Here is a 17,274-nt window from a genome sequence, read left to right as displayed (position 1 = left end):
CTTGTTAACGCATTCTGCATTGAAAGGGCCCCTTCCTCACCGGTTCCGGGAGCTGTGGGACGAGATCGCCCCGGTCGGGCGGGACGCCGGCAGCGGCGGCTACCTGCGCTACGCGCTGACCGAGCCGGAGCGCACGCTGCGCGCCTGGTTCCGGGAGCAGGCCGACCGGCGGGGCATGCCGGTCGCGCAGGACGGCAACGGCAACCTGTTCGCCTGGTGGGGCGACCCGGCCGCCGGCGACGCCGTGCTGACCGGCAGCCACTTCGACTCGGTGCCGCACGGCGGCGCGTACGACGGTCCGCTCGGCATCGTCAGCGCGTTCCTCGCCGTGGACGAGCTGCGGGCCGCCGGCGTCAACCCGGACCGGCCGGTGGTGGTGGCCGCGTTCGTGGAGGAGGAGGGCGCACGGTTCGGCGTACCCTGCCTGGGGTCGCGGCTGCTCACCGGCGAGATCGACGTCGACCGCGCGGCCGGGCTGCGCGACCAGGCCGGGACGACCTTCGCCGAGGCGTTGGGCGAGCGGCCCGCGGGCGCCGATCCGGCGCTGCTCGGCCGCTTCGCGGCCTTCGTGGAGCTGCACGTCGAGCAGGGCCGCGCGCTGGTCGACCTGGACGCGCCGGTCGCGGTGGCCTCCGCGATCTGGCCGCACGGCCGGTGGCGGTTCGACTTCACCGGCGAGGGCAACCACGCGGGTACGACCCGGATGGCCGACCGCCGCGACCCGATGCTCACCTACGCGTTCACCGTGCTGGCGGCGAACAAGGAGGCCCGGCTGCGCGACGCGCACGCCACAGTGGGCCGGGTGTCGGTCGAGCCGAACGCCACGAACGCGATCCCGTCCCGGGTCACCGGCTGGCTGGACGCGCGGGCGGCCGAGGCGGAGACGCTGTACGGTCTGGTCGAGGCGGTACGCGCCAAGGCGGCCGACCGGGCCGGCCGCGACGGGACCGCGCTGACCTGCACCCAGGAGTCGGCGACCCCGCTCGTCGCGTTCGACGGCGGGCTGGCCGACCGGCTGGCCGCGCTGCTCGGCGCGCCGGTGCTGCCCACCGGCGCCGGGCACGACGCGGGGGTGCTGGCGGCGCACCTGCCCACCGCGATGCTGTTCGTGCGCAACCCGACCGGGGTGTCGCACTCCCCGGCCGAGGCGGCCACCGACGCCGACTGCGCCGCCGGGGTGGTCGCCCTGGCCCGGGTGCTGGAGGAGCTGGCATGCCGCTGACCCGCTGGCTGGCCGAGTACGCCTGGCTGCCCGACCGCGCCGAGCCCACCCGGGACGTGCTGATCGAGGCGACCGACGGGCGGCTCACAACTGTCACCCCGCTGACCGCGGACGGGCCGCCGACCGCCGGGGTCGAGGTGCTCGCCGACGCGATCCGGCTGCCCGGCCTGACGCTGCCCGGCCTCGCAAACGCCCACTCGCACGCGTTCCACCGGGCGCTGCGCGGGCGCACCCACGACGGGCGCGGCGACTTCTGGTCCTGGCGCAGCCTGATGTACGCCGTCGCGATCCGGCTCGACCCGGACACCTACCTCGCGCTGGCCCGCGCCGTGTACGCGGAGATGGCGCTGTCCGGGATCACCTGCGTCGGCGAGTTCCACTACCTGCACCACGGTCCCGGCGGCACCCCGTACGACGACCCGAACGCCATGTCCGCCGCGCTCGTGGAGGCCGCCGCGCACGCCGGGGTCCGGCTCACGCTGCTGGACACCGCGTACCTGGCCGGAGGCGTGGACGGCGCGCCGCTGGCCGGGCCGCAACGGCGGTTCGGTGACGGTGACGCGCTGCGCTGGGCGCAGCGGGTGGACGCGTTCCGCCCGGCCGACGAGCACGTCCGGCTCGGCGCGGCCGTCCACTCGGTGCGCGCGGTCCCGGCCGAGCAGCTCGCCACGGTGGCCGGCTGGGCCGACCGCAACGGCCTGCCGCTGCACGTGCACCTGTCCGAGCAGCCGGCCGAGAACGACGCCTGCCGGGCCGTGCACGGGTGCACCCCGACCCGGCTGCTGGCCGACCACGGCGTGCTCGGCCCGCACACCACAGCCGTGCACGCCACCCACCCGACCGCCACCGACGTGGCGCTGCTCGGCGACAGCCGTACCCGGGTCTGCGTCTGCCCCACCACCGAACGCGACCTGGCCGACGGGGTCGGCCCGGTGCGCCGGATGGCCGACGCGGGCAGCCCGCTGAGCCTCGGCAGCGACAGTCACGCCGTGGTGGACCTGTTCGAGGAGGCCCGCGCGCTGGAGATGGACGAGCGGCTGCGTACCCGCAGGCGGGGGCACTTCACCCCGGCCGAGCTGGTCGGCGCCGCCACCGTCGGCGGGCACGCAGCGCTGGGCTGGGGCGACGCCGGCCGGCTCGCCGTCGGGCAGCGGGCGGACCTGGTCACGGTACGGCTGGACAGCGCCCGCACCGCCGGGGTGCCGCCGGTCGGCGCGTTCTTCGCGGCCACCGCCGCCGACGTGACGAGCGTGATCGTGGACGGGAGGCCCGTGGTGGACGGCGGCCGGCACCTGACCGTGGACGTGCCCACCGAGCTGCGGGACGCGATCGCTGCGGTCACCGCCAAGGAGGACTCGTGATGCGCGGCAGCCTGCTCGTCGACCACATCGGCGAGCTGGTCACGAACGAGGGCCGGCCCGGCGACCCGCTGGGCATCCGGCGCGAGGCCGCCCTGCTGATCGAGGACGGGCAGGTGGCCTGGGTCGGATCGGCCCGCGACGCGCCGGCCGCCGACCGGCGCATCGACGCCGGCGGGGCGGCGGTGCTGCCCGGCTTCGTGGACAGCCACGCCCACCTGGTCTTCGCCGGTGACCGGGCCGCCGAGTTCGCCGCCCGGATGGCCGGCGAGCCCTACACCGGGGGCGGCATCCGCACCACTGTCGGCGCCACCCGCGCGGCCTCCGACGACGACCTGCGCGCCACTGTGGGCCGGCTGCGCGCCGAGATGCTGCGGCAGGGCACCACCACCGTCGAGATCAAGAGCGGGTACGGCCTGAACGTCGCCGACGAGGCCCGCTCGCTGCGGATCGCCGCCGAGTTCACCGAGGACACCACGTTCCTCGGCGCGCACGTCGTCCCCGCCGAGTACGCCGACCGCCCGGACGACTACGTCGGCATGGTGTGCGGGCCGATGCTGGCCGCCGCCGCGCCGTACGCCCGCTGGATCGACGTGTTCTGCGAGCGGGGCGCGTTCGACGCCGACCACGCGCGGGCGATCCTCGCCTGCGGGCAGGCGGCAGGTCTGGGCGTGCGGCTGCACGCCAACCAGCTCGGCCCCGGCCCGGGCGTGCGGCTCGGGGTGGAGCTGGGCGCGGCCAGCGTGGACCACTGCACCCACCTGACCGACGCCGACATCGACGCGCTCGCCGGTTCGGAGACGGTCGCCACGCTGCTACCAGGCGCCGAGTTCTCCACCCGGTCGCCGTATCCGGACGCCCGGCGGCTGCTCGACGCGGGCGTCACGGTCGCGCTGGCCACCGACTGCAACCCCGGGTCGTCGTACACGTCGTCGATGCCGTTCTGCGTCGCGCTCGCCGTACGCGAGATGCGGATGACCCCGGCGGAGGCGGTGTGGGCCGCGACCGCCGGCGGGGCGGCGGCGCTGCGGCGCACCGACGTGGGCCGGCTGACCCAGGGCGCGCGGGCCGACCTGATCATCCTCGACGCGCCGTCCCACCTGCACCTGGCCTACCGGCCGGGGGTGCCACTGATCCGCCAGGTCCTGCACAACGGAGTACCGCGATGACCACAGTGACCATCCTGTCCACCGGCGTCACAGCCGCCGACGTGCTCGCGGTGGCCCGCGGCACCACCAAGGTCGTGCTCGACCCGGCCGCCACCGAGGCCATGGCGACCTCCCGGTCCATCGTGGACGGCATCGAGGCGGCCGGCCGCCCGGTGTACGGCGTCTCCACCGGCTTCGGCGCGCTCGCGAACACGTTCGTCGCGCCGGAACGCCGGGCCGAGCTCCAGCACGCGCTGATCCGCTCGCACGCCGCCGGGGTGGGCGCGCCGATGCCGCGCGAGGTGGTACGCGCCATGATGCTGCTGCGGGTCCGCTCGCTGGCGCTCGGGCGCTCCGGGGTCCGTCCGCTGGTCGCCGAGGCGCTCGTGGACCTGCTCAACCACGACGTCACCCCGTGGGTGCCCGAGCACGGCTCGCTCGGCGCATCAGGTGACCTGGCGCCGCTGGCGCACTGCGCGCTGGTGCTGCTCGGCGAGGGCTGGGTGCTCGGCCCGGCCGGTGACCGCGTCCCGGCCGCCGACGCGCTGCGCCGGGCCGGGCTGAGGCCGGTGTCGCTCGCCGCCAAGGAAGGGCTGGCGCTGATCAACGGCACCGACGGCATGCTCGGCATGCTGCTGCTCGCCGTCTCCGACGCCCGGCACCTGTTCGCCATGGCGGACGTGACTGCCGCGCTGGCCATCGAGGCGATGCTCGGCTCGGAGCGGCCGTTCCTGCCGGAGCTGCACGCCATCCGACCGCATCCGGGGCAGGCCGCGTCGGCGGCGAACATCCACCGGCTGTTGCAGGGCTCGGCGGTGATGGACTCGCACCGCGACGACCTGGCGCACGCGGTGCAGGACGCGTACTCGATGCGCTGCGCCCCGCAGGTGGCCGGCGCGGCCCGGGACACGCTCGACTTCGTCGAGGTGGTGGCCGGCCGGGAACTGTTGTCGGTGGTCGACAACCCGGTGGTGCTGCCGGACGGGCGGGTCGAGTCGACCGGGAACTTCCACGGCGCGCCGCTCGGCTTCGCCGCCGACTACCTGGCCATCGCCGCGGCCGAGGTGGGCGCCATCGCCGAGCGCCGGGTGGACCGGCTGCTGGACGTCACCCGTTCCCGGGATCTGCCCGCGTTCCTGTCGCCGGACCCCGGAGTGAACTCGGGCCTGATGATCGCCCAGTACACCGCCGCCGGGATCGTCGCGGAGAACCGCCGGCTCGCCGCGCCCGCCTCGATCGATTCGCTGCCCACCAGCGGCATGCAGGAGGACCACGTCTCGATGGGCTGGGCGGCCACCAAGAAGCTGCGCACCGTGCTGGACAACCTGACCAGCCTGCTCGCGGTGGAGCTGCTGTCGGCCGTACGCGGGCTCCAGCTCCGCGCGCCGCTGACCCCGTCGCCGGCCGGGCGGGCGGCGCTGCACGCGCTCGGCGACGCCATCGGGGAACCGGGACCGGACGTGTTCCTCGCGCCGCTGATGGAGGCCGCACGCGAGGTGGTGCGCGGCCCGGAGCTGCGCGCCGCGATCGAACGGGAGATCGGCCCGCTCGGCTGATCTCAGGCGGCGGGCGGGAGCACCTTCGCGACCAGCTTGGCCAGCTCCCGCAGCGCCTTGCCGCGGTGGCTGACCGCGTCCTTCTCCTCGGGCGTCAGCTCCGCGTTCGTCCGCTCCTGCCCGTCGCCCAGGAAGACCGGGTCGTAGCCGAAGCCGCCGTCGCCGCGCGGCGCGCGCAGCAGCCGGCCGGACTGGCGGCCGTCGACCAGGTGCTCCTTTCCGCCGGGCAGCACCAGCGCCACGGTGCAGACGAACGCGGCGCCCCGGTGCTCGTCCGGCACGTCGGCGACCTGGTCCAGCACGAGCTGGAGGTTGGCGTGGTCGTCGCCGTGCCGGCCGGACCAGCGGGCGCTGAACACACCCGGCATGCCGTTGAGGGCGTCCACCGCCAGACCGGAGTCGTCGGCGATGGTGGGCAGGCCGGTACGCCGGCAGCCCTCCCGCGCCTTGATCAGCGCGTTCTCCCCGAAGGTGAGGCCGGTCTCCGGCAGCTCCGGATACTCCTCGACGTCGTCGAGGCCGAGCAGGGCGATCCGGTGCGCGCCGAGCGCGCCGTCCAGGATCCGCTGGAGTTCGACCAGCTTCTTCCGGTTCCGGGTGGCGAGCAGGACCTTGTTCATGACGAGAGCGCCTTCCGCTGCGCGTCGGCCAGTTCCAGACAGCCCGCCACGCCCAGGTCGAGCAGCGCGTCGAGCTGGTCGCGGGCGAAGACGCCCGCCTCACCGGTGCCCTGCACCTCGACGAAGTCGCCGGTGCCGGTGCAGACCACGTTCATGTCGACCTCGGCGGTGACGTCCTCGGCGTAGCAGAGGTCGAGCATCGCCTCGCCGCCGATCACCCCGACGCTCACCGCCGCCACCGAGCGGTGCATCACCTTCTCCACCTTGCCGGCCAGCGCCTTGCGCTCGGCCAGCCAGGTCACCGCGTCGTGCAGCGCGACGTAGGCGCCGGTGATCGCCGCGGTACGGGTGCCGCCGTCGGCCTGGAGCACGTCGCAGTCCAGCACGATCGAGTTCTCGCCGAGTGCCTTGAGGTCGACGCAGGCGCGCAGGCTGCGGCCGATCAGCCGGGAGATCTCGTGGGTCCGGCCACCGACCTTGCCGCGGACGCTCTCCCGGTCCGAGCGGGTGTTCGTGGCCCGGGGCAGCATCGCGTACTCGGCGGTCACCCAGCCCAGCCCGGAACCCTTGCGCCAGCGGGGCACGCCCTCGGTGACGCTCGCCGTGCAGAGGACCCGGGTCGCGCCGAACTCGACGAGCACCGAGCCCTCCGGGTGGGTGCTCCAGCCCCGGGTCAGGGTCACCGGTCGGAGTTGGTCGGGCTGCCGCCCGTCAGGTCGCGCCATGTCTGCACCCTATGCGGTGCGGTGATCGCACCGACCGCGGGTGCCACCGGCCGGTCAGCACGCCGGCGCATCGACCCCGTGCGCGTGGAGGAAACCCGCGACGGCGGCCGGCCAGCCGAACTCCTCGGCGCGGGCCCGCGCGGCCGCGCGACGCTCTGCCTCCGGCCGGTCCAGCAGCCGGCGGACCGCGACGGCGAACGCCGCCGGGGTGCCGTACGCGGCGAGCCCGCCCGGCCCGATCACCTCGGGCAGGGCGCTCGCCGCGTTCGCCACCACCGGCGTGCCGGATGCGAGCGCCTCCAGGCCGGCCAGGCCGAACGTCTCCACCGGCCCGGGCGCGAGCACCACGTCCGCGCCGGCCAGCAGCGCGGCCACCGACAGCTGGTCCGGCAGGAACCCGGTGAAGTGCACCGGCAGGCCCGCTGCCCGCCGGGCCAACGCCGGCCGCAGCGGCCCGTCCCCGACCAGCACCAGGACCGCCGGTACGCCGGCGCGGCGCAGCCGGGCCAGCGTGGTCAGCGCCAGGTCGGGGCGTTTCTCCACGGAGAGCCGGGCGCAGTGCACCAGCAGCACCTCCGAGTCGTCGGCGTACCGCTCCCGCAGCGCCGGGTCGGCGCGACGGGGGTGGAACGTGTCCAGGTCGACGCCGAGCGGCACCCGCTCGACCGGCGGTCCGTCCAGCCGGCCGAACTCCTCCGCGGCCCAGCGGGTGGTGCAGACGATCCGGTCGAACCGGCGTACCGTCTCGCGGTTCAGCCGGTCGGCGGTCCGCCGGGCCAGCCCGGTCGGCACCCCCCACTGGCCGAGCAGCCCGGTCAGGCTCTCGTGCGAGACCATCGTCGAGCGCACCCCGTGCTCCCGTGCCCAGCGGCCGGTCCAGCGCAGCGTGCTGCGATCGGAGACCTCGATCCGGTCCGGGGCCAGGTCGCCGAGGAGCCGGGCCAATCGCCGCCGGTCCCACAGCACCCGATAGCCGCCGGTGCCGGGCAGCTCCGGTCCGGGCAGGGTGATCTCCCGCCCCCACGGCCGCACCTTGTCCGACGGGCGCGCACCGGGGATCACCAGCACCGGTTCGTGACCGGCGGACAGATACCCGGCGCCCAGTTGGCGCAGCGCCGTCCGCAGCCCGCCGGACCGCGCCGTCACGAAGTTGGCAAGCCGGACGATCCGTACCGGACGGGCGGCGGCCCCGGTCACGCAGCGAGCCGTCCGGCGGCGGGCGAACCGGCCAGCACTGCCTGGTAGTGCCCGATCAGCTCGTCCCCGACCGCGTCCCAGCTCCGCCGGGCCACCGCCGCGCGGGCCGCCGCGCCGTACCGGGCCCGCCGGGACGGGTCGGCGGCCAGCTCGGCGACGGCGGCGGCCAGCGCGGCGCCGTCGTCCGGCGGCACCAGCAGCCCGGTCACCCCCGACTCGACCAGGTCCACCGGACCACCGCTGGCCGGCGCCACCACCGGTACGCCGCTCGCCGCGGCCTCCTGGAGCGTCTGCCCGAACGTCTCGTGCGGTCCGGTGTGGACGAACACGTCGAGGCTGGCGTACAGCTCGGCCAGTGCGTCGTCGCGTCGCACGCCGAGGAACCGCACCGCCGGCAGCGCCCGTTCGAGCTGACGCCGGGCCGGCCCGTCGCCGACCACCACCACCCGCACGCCGGGCAGGTCGGTGACCGGCGCCAACAGGTCCACCCGCTTCTCCGGGGCGAGCCGGCCGACGTACCCGACAAGCAGTTCGCCGCCGGTTGCGAGCGTCGCGCGGAGCTGTTCGCTGCGCCGCGCCGGGTGGAACCGGACGGCGTCCACGCCGCGCCGCCACAGCCAGATCCGGCGTACCCCGTGATTGATCAGGTCCGACGCGGCGCGGGTGGACGGCGCGAGGGTGCGCTGCGCGGAGTTGTGGATCTCGCGGATCCGCCGCCACGCGGCGGCCTCGCCCCATCCCACCCGGTACGCCCGGGCGTAGGCCGCCACATCGGTCTGGTAGACCGCGACGGCGGGCAGGCCGTGGCGGGCCGCCACCGACGCGCCGGCCGCGCCCAGCACGAAGGGACTGGCCAGGTGGACCACGTCGGGCCGGTGCCCGAGCAGCGCGCCGGTCAGTCCGACGCTCGGCACGGCGAGCCGGAAGCCCTGATAGCGGGGCAGGGGCACGCTCGGCAGGCGCACCACCGGATAGGCGTGGTGGTCGACCCGGCGGCGGCGGCCCCCGGCCGGGGCGGGCGCGACGACGAGGGGCTCGTGACCCCGGGCGACCAGGTGCTCGGCGGCCCGGACGACCGAGTGCGCCACGCCGTTGACGTCCGGCGGAAACGACTCGGTGACGATGGCGATCCGCATGGCCCGAGGGTGCGGGCGGCACGGATGCGGCAGGCGACGGCACGCTGACCGGCCGGCGAACACTGCGACAACGCCCGGCCCGGGCGCCGGTCAGATGTCGTAGCTGGCGCCCGCCCGGACCACTTCGAGCGGCCCGGTGTACGCCCCGGCCGCCGCCTCCACGGTCTGCGACTCGCTGCCCCAGGCCGGTACGAGGTGGGTGAGCAGGAGCCGCCCCACTCCCGCCTTGGTGGCCGCCTCGCCCGCCTCCCGGCCGGTCAGGTGCAGGTCCGGCGGGTTCTCCACGCCGTCCATGTAGCTCGCCTCGCAGAGGAACACGTCGGCGTCCTGGGCCAGTCGCAGCAGCGCCTCGCAGGGCGCGGTGTCGGCGGAGTAGCAGAACACCCTGCCGCCGTGCTCCAGCCGCACCCCGTACGTCTCGACCGGGTGGTTCATCCGGTCGACGGTGACGGTGAACGGGCCGATCGGGAACGTGCCCGGCTGCAGGCCGTAGAACTGGTAGACGTCCTCCACCGAGCCCTCCTCCTGCCCGTACGCGGTGGCCAGCCGGTCGGGCGCGCCGGAGGGGGCGTACATCGGCAGGGGCGGGTACGGGCCGTCCGGCGCGTACCGGCGTACCACTACGTAGGACACGGCGTCGAACATGTGGTCGCAGTGCAGGTGGGTGAGGAGGATGGCGTCGGGGGCGTGCAGCCCGACGTAGCGCTGGAGCGTGGAGAGCGAGCCCACGCCGAAGTCGATCAGGAGGCGGAAGCCCTCGGCTTCCATGAGATAGGCCGAGCAGGGGGATTCGGGGCCCGGGAAGCTGCCCGCGCAGCCGAGGACGGTCAGTCTCATCCGGTGGCCTCGATCTCACCATGAGTAGTCGATGCGCCGGCGGCGGCGCCGCCGATGATCTCTACCGACGCGCTCGCCACGCTGCGCAGCCTACGCGTCGCCCCGGTCGGGCAAGAATCATCTGCCGGAAGTTGTCATCAACGTGACACCCATACACGTCCCGTCCGGACGAGACCGGCGGTCCGGCCGGCGGGCACGCCACCGACCGGACCGGCCACCGGTCCGTCAGGCCCAGAGCTGACCGTCCAGGGACTCCTCCGCGTCGGCGAGGGTGCCGCCGTACGCGCCGGTCGACAGGTATTTCCAGCCGCCGTCGCAGACCACGAACGCCACGTCCGCGCGCCGGCCGTCGCGGACCGCCTCGTGCGCCACCGCGAGCGCGGCGTGCAGGATGGCGCCGGTGGAGAACCCGGCGAAGACGCCTTCCACCTCGACGAGCTGCCGGGTCCGCAGCACCGCGTCCCGGGTGCCCACGGAGAAGCGGCGGGACAGCACCCCGGCGTCGTACAGCTCGGGCACGTAACCCTCGTCGATGTTGCGCAGACCGTAGACCAGCTCGCCGTAGCGCGGCTCGGCCGCCACGATCTGGATGCCCTCGACCTTCTCCCGCAGGTAGCGCCCGGTGCCCATGAGCGTGCCGGTGGTGCCCAGCCCTGCTACGAAGTGGGTGATGCCCGGCAGGTCCTGGAGCAGTTCCGGCCCGGTCGTCTCGTAGTGCGCCCGGGCGTTCGCCTCGTTGCCGTACTGGTAGAGCATCACCCAGTCCGGGTGCTCGGCGGAGATCTGCTTGGCGGTCGCGACCGCCTGGTTCGAGCCACCCGCGGCCGGCGAGAAGATGATCTCCGCGCCGTACATCCGGAGCAGTTGCACCCGCTCGGTGGAGACGTTCTCCGGCATCACACAGACCAGCCGGTAGCCGCGCAGCTTCGCCACCATGGCCAGCGAGATGCCGGTGTTGCCGCTGGTCGGCTCCAGGATCGTGTCACCCGGACGCAGCCGGCCGGCCTCCTCGGCCGCGCGGACCATGAACAGGGCCGCGCGGTCCTTGATGCTGCCGGTCGGGTTCCGGTCCTCCAGCTTGGCCCAGAGCCGCACCGGCGGCGCCCCGGCCGGGACCGTCGGCGAGAGCCGGGGCAACCCGACCAGCGGTGTGCCGCCGCAGGCGTCGAGGAGGCTGTCGTACCGCGCCATCGCGGGCCCCCTCAGCGGGCGGCGCGCGTGGAGACCGCGTGCGAGGCGATCGCCGCGGCGGCCGCGAAGCCGAACGCGCCACCGGCCACGGCCGGCAGGATGGTCACGCTGTCGCCGTCGTTGAGCTTGGCGTCGAGCGCGCCGAGGAAGCGGACGTCCTCGTCGTTGACGTAGACGTTGACGAACCGGTGCAGCGCGCCCGCGTCGGTGACCAGGCGGGCCTTCAGGCCGCCGTGCCGGGAGTCCAGGTCGGCGAGCAGGTCGGCGAGCGTGTCGCCGCTGCCCTCGACGACCTTCGCGCCGCCGGTGTAGCTGCGCAGGATGGTGGGGATGCGAACCTCGATGGCCATGATGTCTCGTGCTCCTCGTTCGGGGTCGTGCCAGGTGACGGGAAAAGGAAGGTGCCGGCGCTGAAGGTCAGCGGCCGGAACACTCGTAGTCGACCGTCGCCGGGCTCTGCCCGAACATGTAGGACTGGACGGCGTTCGGGTCCACGGCGGCATCCACGATCTCCACCGGTTCCTCGGTGACCACGCCGTCGACGATCCGGAAGGAGCGGATCTCCTCGGTGTCGGGCTCGCGGGTCGAGACGAGCAGGTAGTGCGCGCCCGGCTCGCCGGCGAAGGAGACGTCCGTACGCGACGGGTAGGCCTCCGTCGCGGTGTGCGAGTGGTAGATGACGACCGGTTCCTCGTCGCGGTCGTCCATCTCGCGCCACACCCGCAACTGCTCCATCGAGTCGAACTCGTAGAACGTCATGGAGCGGGCGGCGTTGTCCATCGGGATGTGCCGGGTCGGGGTGTCGCTGCCGACGGGGCCGGCGACCACGCCGCACGCCTCGTCCGGGTGGTCCCGACGCGCGTGGGCGACGATCGCGTCGATGATCGACCGGTCGATGCTCAGCACGCCGCCAAGCCTAGCGCCTGGCCCTCCCGGGCGGCGAGGTGGCAACCGTCACCACTCAGTCGATCAGCGCGTTGAGCAGGGACTCCTGGAGATATCCGAGATAGGCGTAGACCGACAGTTGGAACACCCGGGACGAACCCGGGTCCGCGGCCACCGCGTCGTCGAGCTCCTCACCCAGGTCGGTGCCGTCCTTGATCTCCAGGCGTACGCCCATCGCCAGCCGGGCGTCGTTCAGCGCCCGAAGCCACGCCTCGGCCGCCTCCGCGTCCAGCCGCACCTCGCCACCGGCGTCCCCGTCGGGCAGCGCGGCGAGCACGGCACCCGCCTGGTCGATCTTGCCGGTCTTCAGATCACCCTCGGTGTAGCGGCGGAACTCGGCGGTGCCGGCGTCGTCGTCCGGGTAGACGTCGGGGAAGAGCCGCCCGACCACCGGGTCGCCGTGGTCGAAGCCGTCGGTCAGCAGGCCGACCACCTCGCCTGCGACCTTGCGCAGCACCCGGACCTCGTCGACCGCGAACGTGGCCACGTAGTGGTCGCCCCGGCGGCGGAACATACTCATGATCGATCCACCGTCGCCCAGAGGCCGTACGCGTGCAGTTGCGCCGCGTCGTGCTCCATCCGCTCCCGGGCGCCGCTGGAGACCACGGCCTTGCCCTTGTGGTGCACGTCCAGCATGAGCCGCTCCGCCTTCTCCCGGCTGTACCCGAAGAGCTTCTGGAAAACCCAGGTCACATACGTCATCAGGTTGACCGGATCGTCCCAGACGATGGTCACCCATGGCCGGTCGGAGACCGGCACCTCTTCGGTGTCCGGCGTCTCGACCGGCGCAACCTGTGGAGCCGCCATGCCCCCCATCGTGCCACCGGATCCGGGGAACCGATGAACCGGAACGGCGCGCGGGTCGTCGTCACCGGCCCGGGCCGCGTACGCGAGCCCGGGTCGCCGCCTGCCGGCCCCGTGGTCAGGCAAGCAGGATGCCGTGGTCGACCGCATCGGCCAGCACCGCGCCCAGCGAGAGACGGATCACCTCGAAGCGGCGGGACACCTCGCGGGACAGTTCGAGTTCGACCTCGCGCAGCGCGCGCTGAGCCCAGGAGCGCGCGGCGTTCGGGTCGTTGTTGCCGGGCGCCCGCCAGTGCTGCCAGCAGCCGCCGTTGAGGGCGACGCCGACCGGCGGGAGCACCTCGTCCCGCTGCGCGCCGGGCAGGCCGGCCAGCGCGTCCAGGGCTCCCGCCCCGGTCAGCCCGGCGACCCCGGCCGTGCTGGTCACCAGGAGCACCCGGTCCAGCTCGGGCGCGCCCGGGTGGTCGGCCAGGCCCCAGCGCACCGCGTGGGTGATCCGCCGGCGTACGCCCTCGGCCAGCGGCGCGCCGAACACCCGGGCGGCGGCCTCGTCGACCAGGCCCCGCACGGCCTCGTCGCACTGGGCGGTGGCGAGCAGCGACAACGCCTCCAGTTCCCGGTCGAGCATCTGCGGCAGGCCGGTGCAGCCGACCCCGAAGACGATCTCCTGCACCACCCGCAGGTGGATGTTGGCCAGCTCCAGAGCGAGGTGCTGGCGGATCCGGCGGGCGCAGGCGCGGGCCTGGCGGTCGATCCGGTCGGCCAGATCACCCGGATCCACGCCGGCGAGCACCGGCACCCGGCCGTGCGCACCGGCCGGCACCGGCGGGCACGCGCTGCCGCGACGCAGCACCTCGTCGGCGGCCCAGCCGACCAGCGCGCGGCGCAGCTGCGGCAGCTCGGCGCGGCGGGCCGGGAACCACCGGGCCGGGGTGAGTGCCGGCACCGCGGCCAGTAGCGCCGCGCGGTGCGCCTCGATGGAGACCGACACCGGGTCGAGCCGGCGGGTGGACCCGGGACCGGACGCCGCCCGGTCCTGGGCCCGCGCTCCGTCGCCCGGCGCGGCCGGCCCGGTCACGCCGGGCGTGACGGCGAAGAACACTTCGACCCGGGTACGCGCCACCTCGGCGAGCAGGTGCATCTCGGCCGCGCTGAACGCCTGGTCGGCGGAGATCACGAAGAGCAGCGCGCCGGCCCGGCCGACGGCGTCGCGCAGCACCCGGCCACCGGCGACGCCGAGCGTGCCGGTATCAGGCGTGTCGACCACCGCGAAATGCCGCAGCAGCGGATCGGGCAGGCTCAGCTCGACCCGGCGCGGCGGCCGGGCCAGCGCCGGGCCGGCGGCGATCGGGTCGGCGCCGTAGGCGTGCGGCTGGCGGTAGCCCGGGACGTACGCGGCGCGGGTGGCGGTGGCGGCGTGCTGGACCAGCAGATTGCTTCCCGGCGGCACGGCGAGCGTCGCGGCCTCGACCCCGAGCAGGCCGGCGATCAGCTCACGCCGGTTCGCGCCGGCCGGACCGGCGACGACCACCGCCATCGGCTCGTCCGGTCCGGGCGCGGTCACCCCGATCCGGGCCGGCAGCGGGGCACATCCGGGGGGCCCGGCCTGCCGGCGCGGGTCGGGCACGTCGACCGAAGGGAGCGAACCTGGCGTCATCAGGTGGGCCTCCCGGTCGGGCGACCGGGGTAGCGGTCGCGGATTCTCCCTGGTTGCAGGGACTGCCGGAAGAGTACGGGTGTCGGCCATCCGACAACCAACAACGCCGGTACTCACCGGTAATGAACAGATTACTCAACTTCACTGCGTGACGGTACGCACGCGGACGGAACACGGTCGATATGCTGCGTCGATGAGCAGGTGGGAGTTCGTCGGCCGTACTGATGAACTCAACCGTCTGTTGTCGGCGGTCGGTGGCCCGGAGGGTCGCGGGTTGCTCTTCAGCGGAGACGCCGGGGTCGGCAAGAGCCGGCTGCTGCGCGAGGGGGTGGCCGCGCTCTCCCCCGAGCGGTACGCGATCTGGTCCATCGCGGCCAGCGCCACCACCGCCGCGTTGCCGTTCGGCGGGCTGGTCCAGGTGCTGCCCGCCACCCAACCGCAGGGCCTCTCCCCCGCCGGGATCCTGCGCTGGGCCGTGGACGTGCTCCAGGAGCAGGCCGCCGGGCGGCCCATCGTGCTGGCCGTCGACGACGCTCATCTGCTCGACCCGCCGTCGGCGGCGCTCGTGCATCTGGTCGCCCGCTCGGCGAACGCGTACGTCATCGGGACGCTGCGCAACGGCGAGCAGATCCCGCTGCCGATCCGCGCACTCTGGACCGACGACCTGGCCGACCTGGCCGAGCTGAGCCCGCTGTGCCGCAGCGAGACCACCGGGCTGCTCGCGGCCATCCTGGGCGGTCCGGTCGACGCGGGCTCCTCGGACCGGCTGTTCCAGCTCTCCGCCGGCAACCCGCTGCTGCTGCGGGAGCTGGTGCTGGCCGCCGACGACGAGCTGGACCGCAGATACGGCATCTGGACCTGGACCGGCCGGCTGGAGCTGGCGCCCAGCCTCACCGACCTGATCGACACCCGGATCGGCCAGCTCACCCCCGGCGTACGGGCGGTCGTCGAGCTGGCCGCCTTCGGCGAGCCGCTGGGCCTGCAACTGCTGGAACGCGCGGTCGACCCGGCGGACGTGGAGACCGCCGAGGAACGCGGGCTCATCACACTGGTCCACGACGACCGGCGGCTCAACGTCCGCCTGGCGCACCCGCTCTACGGCGAGGTGATGCGCCGGCACTGCCCGGTCAGCCGCACCCGCCGGCTCCAGGCCACGCTCGCCGGGCTGCTGGAGCAGGTGGGCAAGCGCCGCCGGGACGACCTGCTGCGCATCGCGGTGTGGCGGCTCGACTCGGGTACGGCGCAGGACGTGGCCCTGTTGCTCGAAGCGGCGATGCAGGCGTTCGGCCGGTACGACGTGCCGCTTGCGACCCGGCTGGCCCGGGCCGCGCTGGAAGCCGGTGGCGGCACCGACGCGGCGGAACTGCTGGCCACCATCCTGATGTTCGGCGACCGGCCGGACGAGGCGCTCGGCGTGCTCGACCAGGTCGCCGGTGAGATCCGCGACGACCGGCGGCGCAGCCGGTGGCTGACGGTCCGGGGCATGGTCAGCTACTGGGGGCTCAACCGCGAGTCCACGGTGGAGGAGATCGCTGCGCGCGGCGGAGAGCTGAGCGACCCCGCCGACCGGGCCCGCGTACGCGCGTTCGAGGCCATCATGCGGCTGCACCGGCTCGACGTCGACGTCGCGGTACGGCTGGCCCAGGAGGTGCTGGACCGGCCCGCCGCCCCGATGGCCGCCCGGGAGCTGGCCCGCTGCACGCTCGCCCACCTCCAGGCAGCGCAGGGGCAATACCAGCTCAGCGCCACAGCGGTCGCCCGGGTGCAGGCCGAGGCGGCGTGCTGGCGGGCCGACATGCCCTACCTCCAGCTCGCGATGGAACTGGCCCGGGGCACCCGGCTGACGCTCTCCGGCGACCTGCCCGGCATCGACGCCATCGTCGCCGACGAGTTCGCCGACCTGGCCGGGGCCGGCGACTTCCGGCTCGGCACCGGCTACCTGGCGATCCTCCAGGCGTACGCGGCGCGGCTGCGCGGACGCGGCGACGACGCGCTGCGGACCAGTCTGGAGGCGTGCGCGGTGCTCGCCACCAGCCGGGTGTACGCGGGCCTCGCGCACGCCGAGCGCGCCCAGGCCGCCGCGCTGCGCGGGGACGCGACGCACGCGGCGGAGGCGATGGCCGAGGCGGACCGGACGCACGCGCCCGGCATGGCAGTGCTCTACCCGTGGCTGGAGCAGGCCCGGGGCGCGGTCCAGGCCGCGACGGGCGACCTGCCGGCGGCCGTCAAGCACCTGTGCGCGCTCGCCGACCGGCTGCGCGAGGACGGCCTGGCCGGGCACGAGCTGCTCGTCCTGCTCGACCTGGTCCGGCTCGACGAGGCCGCCGCGCCGGTCGGCCCGACCTGCACCGACGGTGGCCGCCGCACCGTGGCGCAACGCCTGGCCGAACTCTCCGAGCAGGTCGACGGCGTGTTGCCGCCGCTCGTCGCCCGGTTCGGCCGGGCCGCCGTCGACGGCTCACCGGACGCGCTCCTCGCAGTCGCCGACGATTTCGCCGGCCGGGAGCTGACCGTGTACGCGGCCGAGGCGACCGCGCTGGCCCTGCACCGGACGCGACACCTCCGCGCGGGCGCCACCGGGCCGATCCGGGAACGCCTCGCCGATCTGCTGCGCCGCTGCGACGAGATCTCCACCCCGGCGCTGCGGCTGCTGCGCCCGACGCTCAGCGACCGGGAGTGGGAGATCGCCCGCCTCGCCGCCGACGGCGTGACCAGCCGCGCCATCGCCGAGCGGCTGTTCCTGTCCACGCGCACGGTGGAGAACCACCTCCAGCGCGTCTACAGCAAACTCGGCGTCGCCGGGCGCGGTGAGTTGCGGGCCGCACTGCGGTCGATGCCGGGGCACGACGGCGCGGACCCGGGCTGAACTCTAGGCTGG

At 74.7% G+C, this 17,274-nt stretch carries 16 protein-coding genes; 5 read left to right on the top strand and 11 right to left on the bottom strand.

Going from position 1 to position 17,274, the window contains the following annotated elements:
* Position 1 precedes the first annotated feature (1 nt).
* From KSK32_RS18275 to hutH, 4 genes are read left to right on the top strand one after another with little or no spacing between them, the layout of a single operon-like run.
* Positions 2–1,222 (top strand): allantoate amidohydrolase, encoded by a 1,221-nt coding sequence (locus tag KSK32_RS18275; RefSeq protein ID WP_216932303.1) that lies wholly within the window; start codon positions 2–4, stop codon positions 1,220–1,222.
* Positions 1,219–2,583, top strand: a complete 1,365-nt coding sequence (locus tag KSK32_RS18270) for a formimidoylglutamate deiminase (protein WP_216936198.1) — start codon at positions 1,219–1,221, stop codon at positions 2,581–2,583. Before KSK32_RS18275 ends, KSK32_RS18270 begins: the two co-directional genes overlap by 4 nt.
* Positions 2,583–3,749: an imidazolonepropionase gene (gene hutI, locus KSK32_RS18265; RefSeq protein WP_216936196.1), complete on the top strand. Its 1,167-nt coding sequence runs from the start codon at positions 2,583–2,585 to the stop codon at positions 3,747–3,749. The genes KSK32_RS18270 and hutI overlap by 1 nt, the downstream gene beginning before the upstream one ends.
* Positions 3,746–5,284 (top strand): histidine ammonia-lyase, encoded by a 1,539-nt coding sequence (gene hutH, locus KSK32_RS18260; protein ID WP_216932302.1) that lies wholly within the window; start codon positions 3,746–3,748, stop codon positions 5,282–5,284. The genes hutI and hutH overlap by 4 nt, the downstream gene beginning before the upstream one ends.
* A gap of 2 nt (positions 5,285–5,286) precedes the next feature.
* Here hutH and rdgB read toward each other — a convergent pair whose 3' ends face one another.
* The 11 genes from rdgB to KSK32_RS18205 all read right to left on the bottom strand — a co-directional run bounded on the left by rdgB (position 5,287) and on the right by KSK32_RS18205 (position 14,396).
* Positions 5,287–5,904 (bottom strand): RdgB/HAM1 family non-canonical purine NTP pyrophosphatase, encoded by a 618-nt coding sequence (rdgB, locus tag KSK32_RS18255; protein WP_018786676.1) that lies wholly within the window; start codon positions 5,902–5,904, stop codon positions 5,287–5,289.
* Entirely contained in the window at positions 5,901–6,629 is a 729-nt protein-coding gene (gene rph, locus KSK32_RS18250; RefSeq protein ID WP_216932301.1) for a ribonuclease PH, read from the bottom strand. Before rph ends, rdgB begins: the two co-directional genes overlap by 4 nt.
* Before the next feature lie 54 nt (positions 6,630–6,683).
* The gene (locus tag KSK32_RS18245; protein ID WP_216932300.1) at positions 6,684–7,826 is read right to left on the bottom strand and encodes a glycosyltransferase; all 1,143 of its coding nucleotides are present in this window, start codon (positions 7,824–7,826) and stop codon (positions 6,684–6,686) included.
* Positions 7,823–8,962, bottom strand: coding sequence for a glycosyltransferase family 1 protein (locus KSK32_RS18240; RefSeq protein WP_216932299.1), 1,140 nt, complete (start codon positions 8,960–8,962; stop codon positions 7,823–7,825). Before KSK32_RS18240 ends, KSK32_RS18245 begins: the two co-directional genes overlap by 4 nt.
* A 90-nt stretch (positions 8,963–9,052) precedes the next feature.
* Positions 9,053–9,799, bottom strand: a complete 747-nt coding sequence (locus KSK32_RS18235) for an MBL fold metallo-hydrolase (protein WP_216932298.1) — start codon at positions 9,797–9,799, stop codon at positions 9,053–9,055.
* A gap of 225 nt (positions 9,800–10,024) precedes the next feature.
* On the bottom strand, positions 10,025–10,990 hold the full coding sequence (locus tag KSK32_RS18230) for a PLP-dependent cysteine synthase family protein (protein ID WP_216932297.1): 966 nt from the start codon (positions 10,988–10,990) through the stop codon (positions 10,025–10,027).
* Between the two features lie 11 nt (positions 10,991–11,001).
* The gene (locus KSK32_RS18225) at positions 11,002–11,340 is read right to left on the bottom strand and encodes a MoaD family protein (RefSeq protein WP_216932296.1); all 339 of its coding nucleotides are present in this window, start codon (positions 11,338–11,340) and stop codon (positions 11,002–11,004) included.
* A 67-nt stretch (positions 11,341–11,407) separates the two neighbouring features.
* On the bottom strand, positions 11,408–11,896 hold the full coding sequence (locus tag KSK32_RS18220; protein ID WP_128138201.1) for a Mov34/MPN/PAD-1 family protein: 489 nt from the start codon (positions 11,894–11,896) through the stop codon (positions 11,408–11,410).
* A gap of 55 nt (positions 11,897–11,951) precedes the next feature.
* Positions 11,952–12,455 carry a DUF2017 domain-containing protein gene (locus KSK32_RS18215; RefSeq protein WP_216932295.1) on the bottom strand — a complete coding sequence of 168 codons (504 nt, stop codon included), beginning with the start codon at positions 12,453–12,455 and terminating at the stop codon, positions 11,952–11,954.
* A complete protein-coding gene (clpS, locus tag KSK32_RS18210) occupies positions 12,452–12,742 on the bottom strand; it encodes an ATP-dependent Clp protease adapter ClpS (protein ID WP_018786685.1) in 291 nt (96 codons plus the stop codon). The genes KSK32_RS18215 and clpS overlap by 4 nt, the downstream gene beginning before the upstream one ends.
* Positions 12,743–12,857: 115 nt before the next feature.
* Positions 12,858–14,396 carry a hypothetical protein gene (locus KSK32_RS18205; RefSeq protein ID WP_216932294.1) on the bottom strand — a complete coding sequence of 513 codons (1,539 nt, stop codon included), beginning with the start codon at positions 14,394–14,396 and terminating at the stop codon, positions 12,858–12,860.
* Between the two features lie 193 nt (positions 14,397–14,589).
* Here KSK32_RS18205 and KSK32_RS18200 point away from each other — a divergent pair, with 193 nt between their 5' ends.
* The gene (locus KSK32_RS18200) at positions 14,590–17,262 is read left to right on the top strand and encodes a LuxR family transcriptional regulator (RefSeq protein ID WP_216932293.1); all 2,673 of its coding nucleotides are present in this window, start codon (positions 14,590–14,592) and stop codon (positions 17,260–17,262) included.
* The last annotated feature ends 12 nt before the right edge of the window (positions 17,263–17,274 follow it).

Origin of the sequence: Micromonospora sp. WMMB482, from assembly GCF_019038635.1 — a bacterium.
GTDB lineage: Bacteria > Actinomycetota > Actinomycetes > Mycobacteriales > Micromonosporaceae > Micromonospora > Micromonospora marina.
This window is presented reverse-complemented; position numbering and strand designations above follow the sequence as displayed.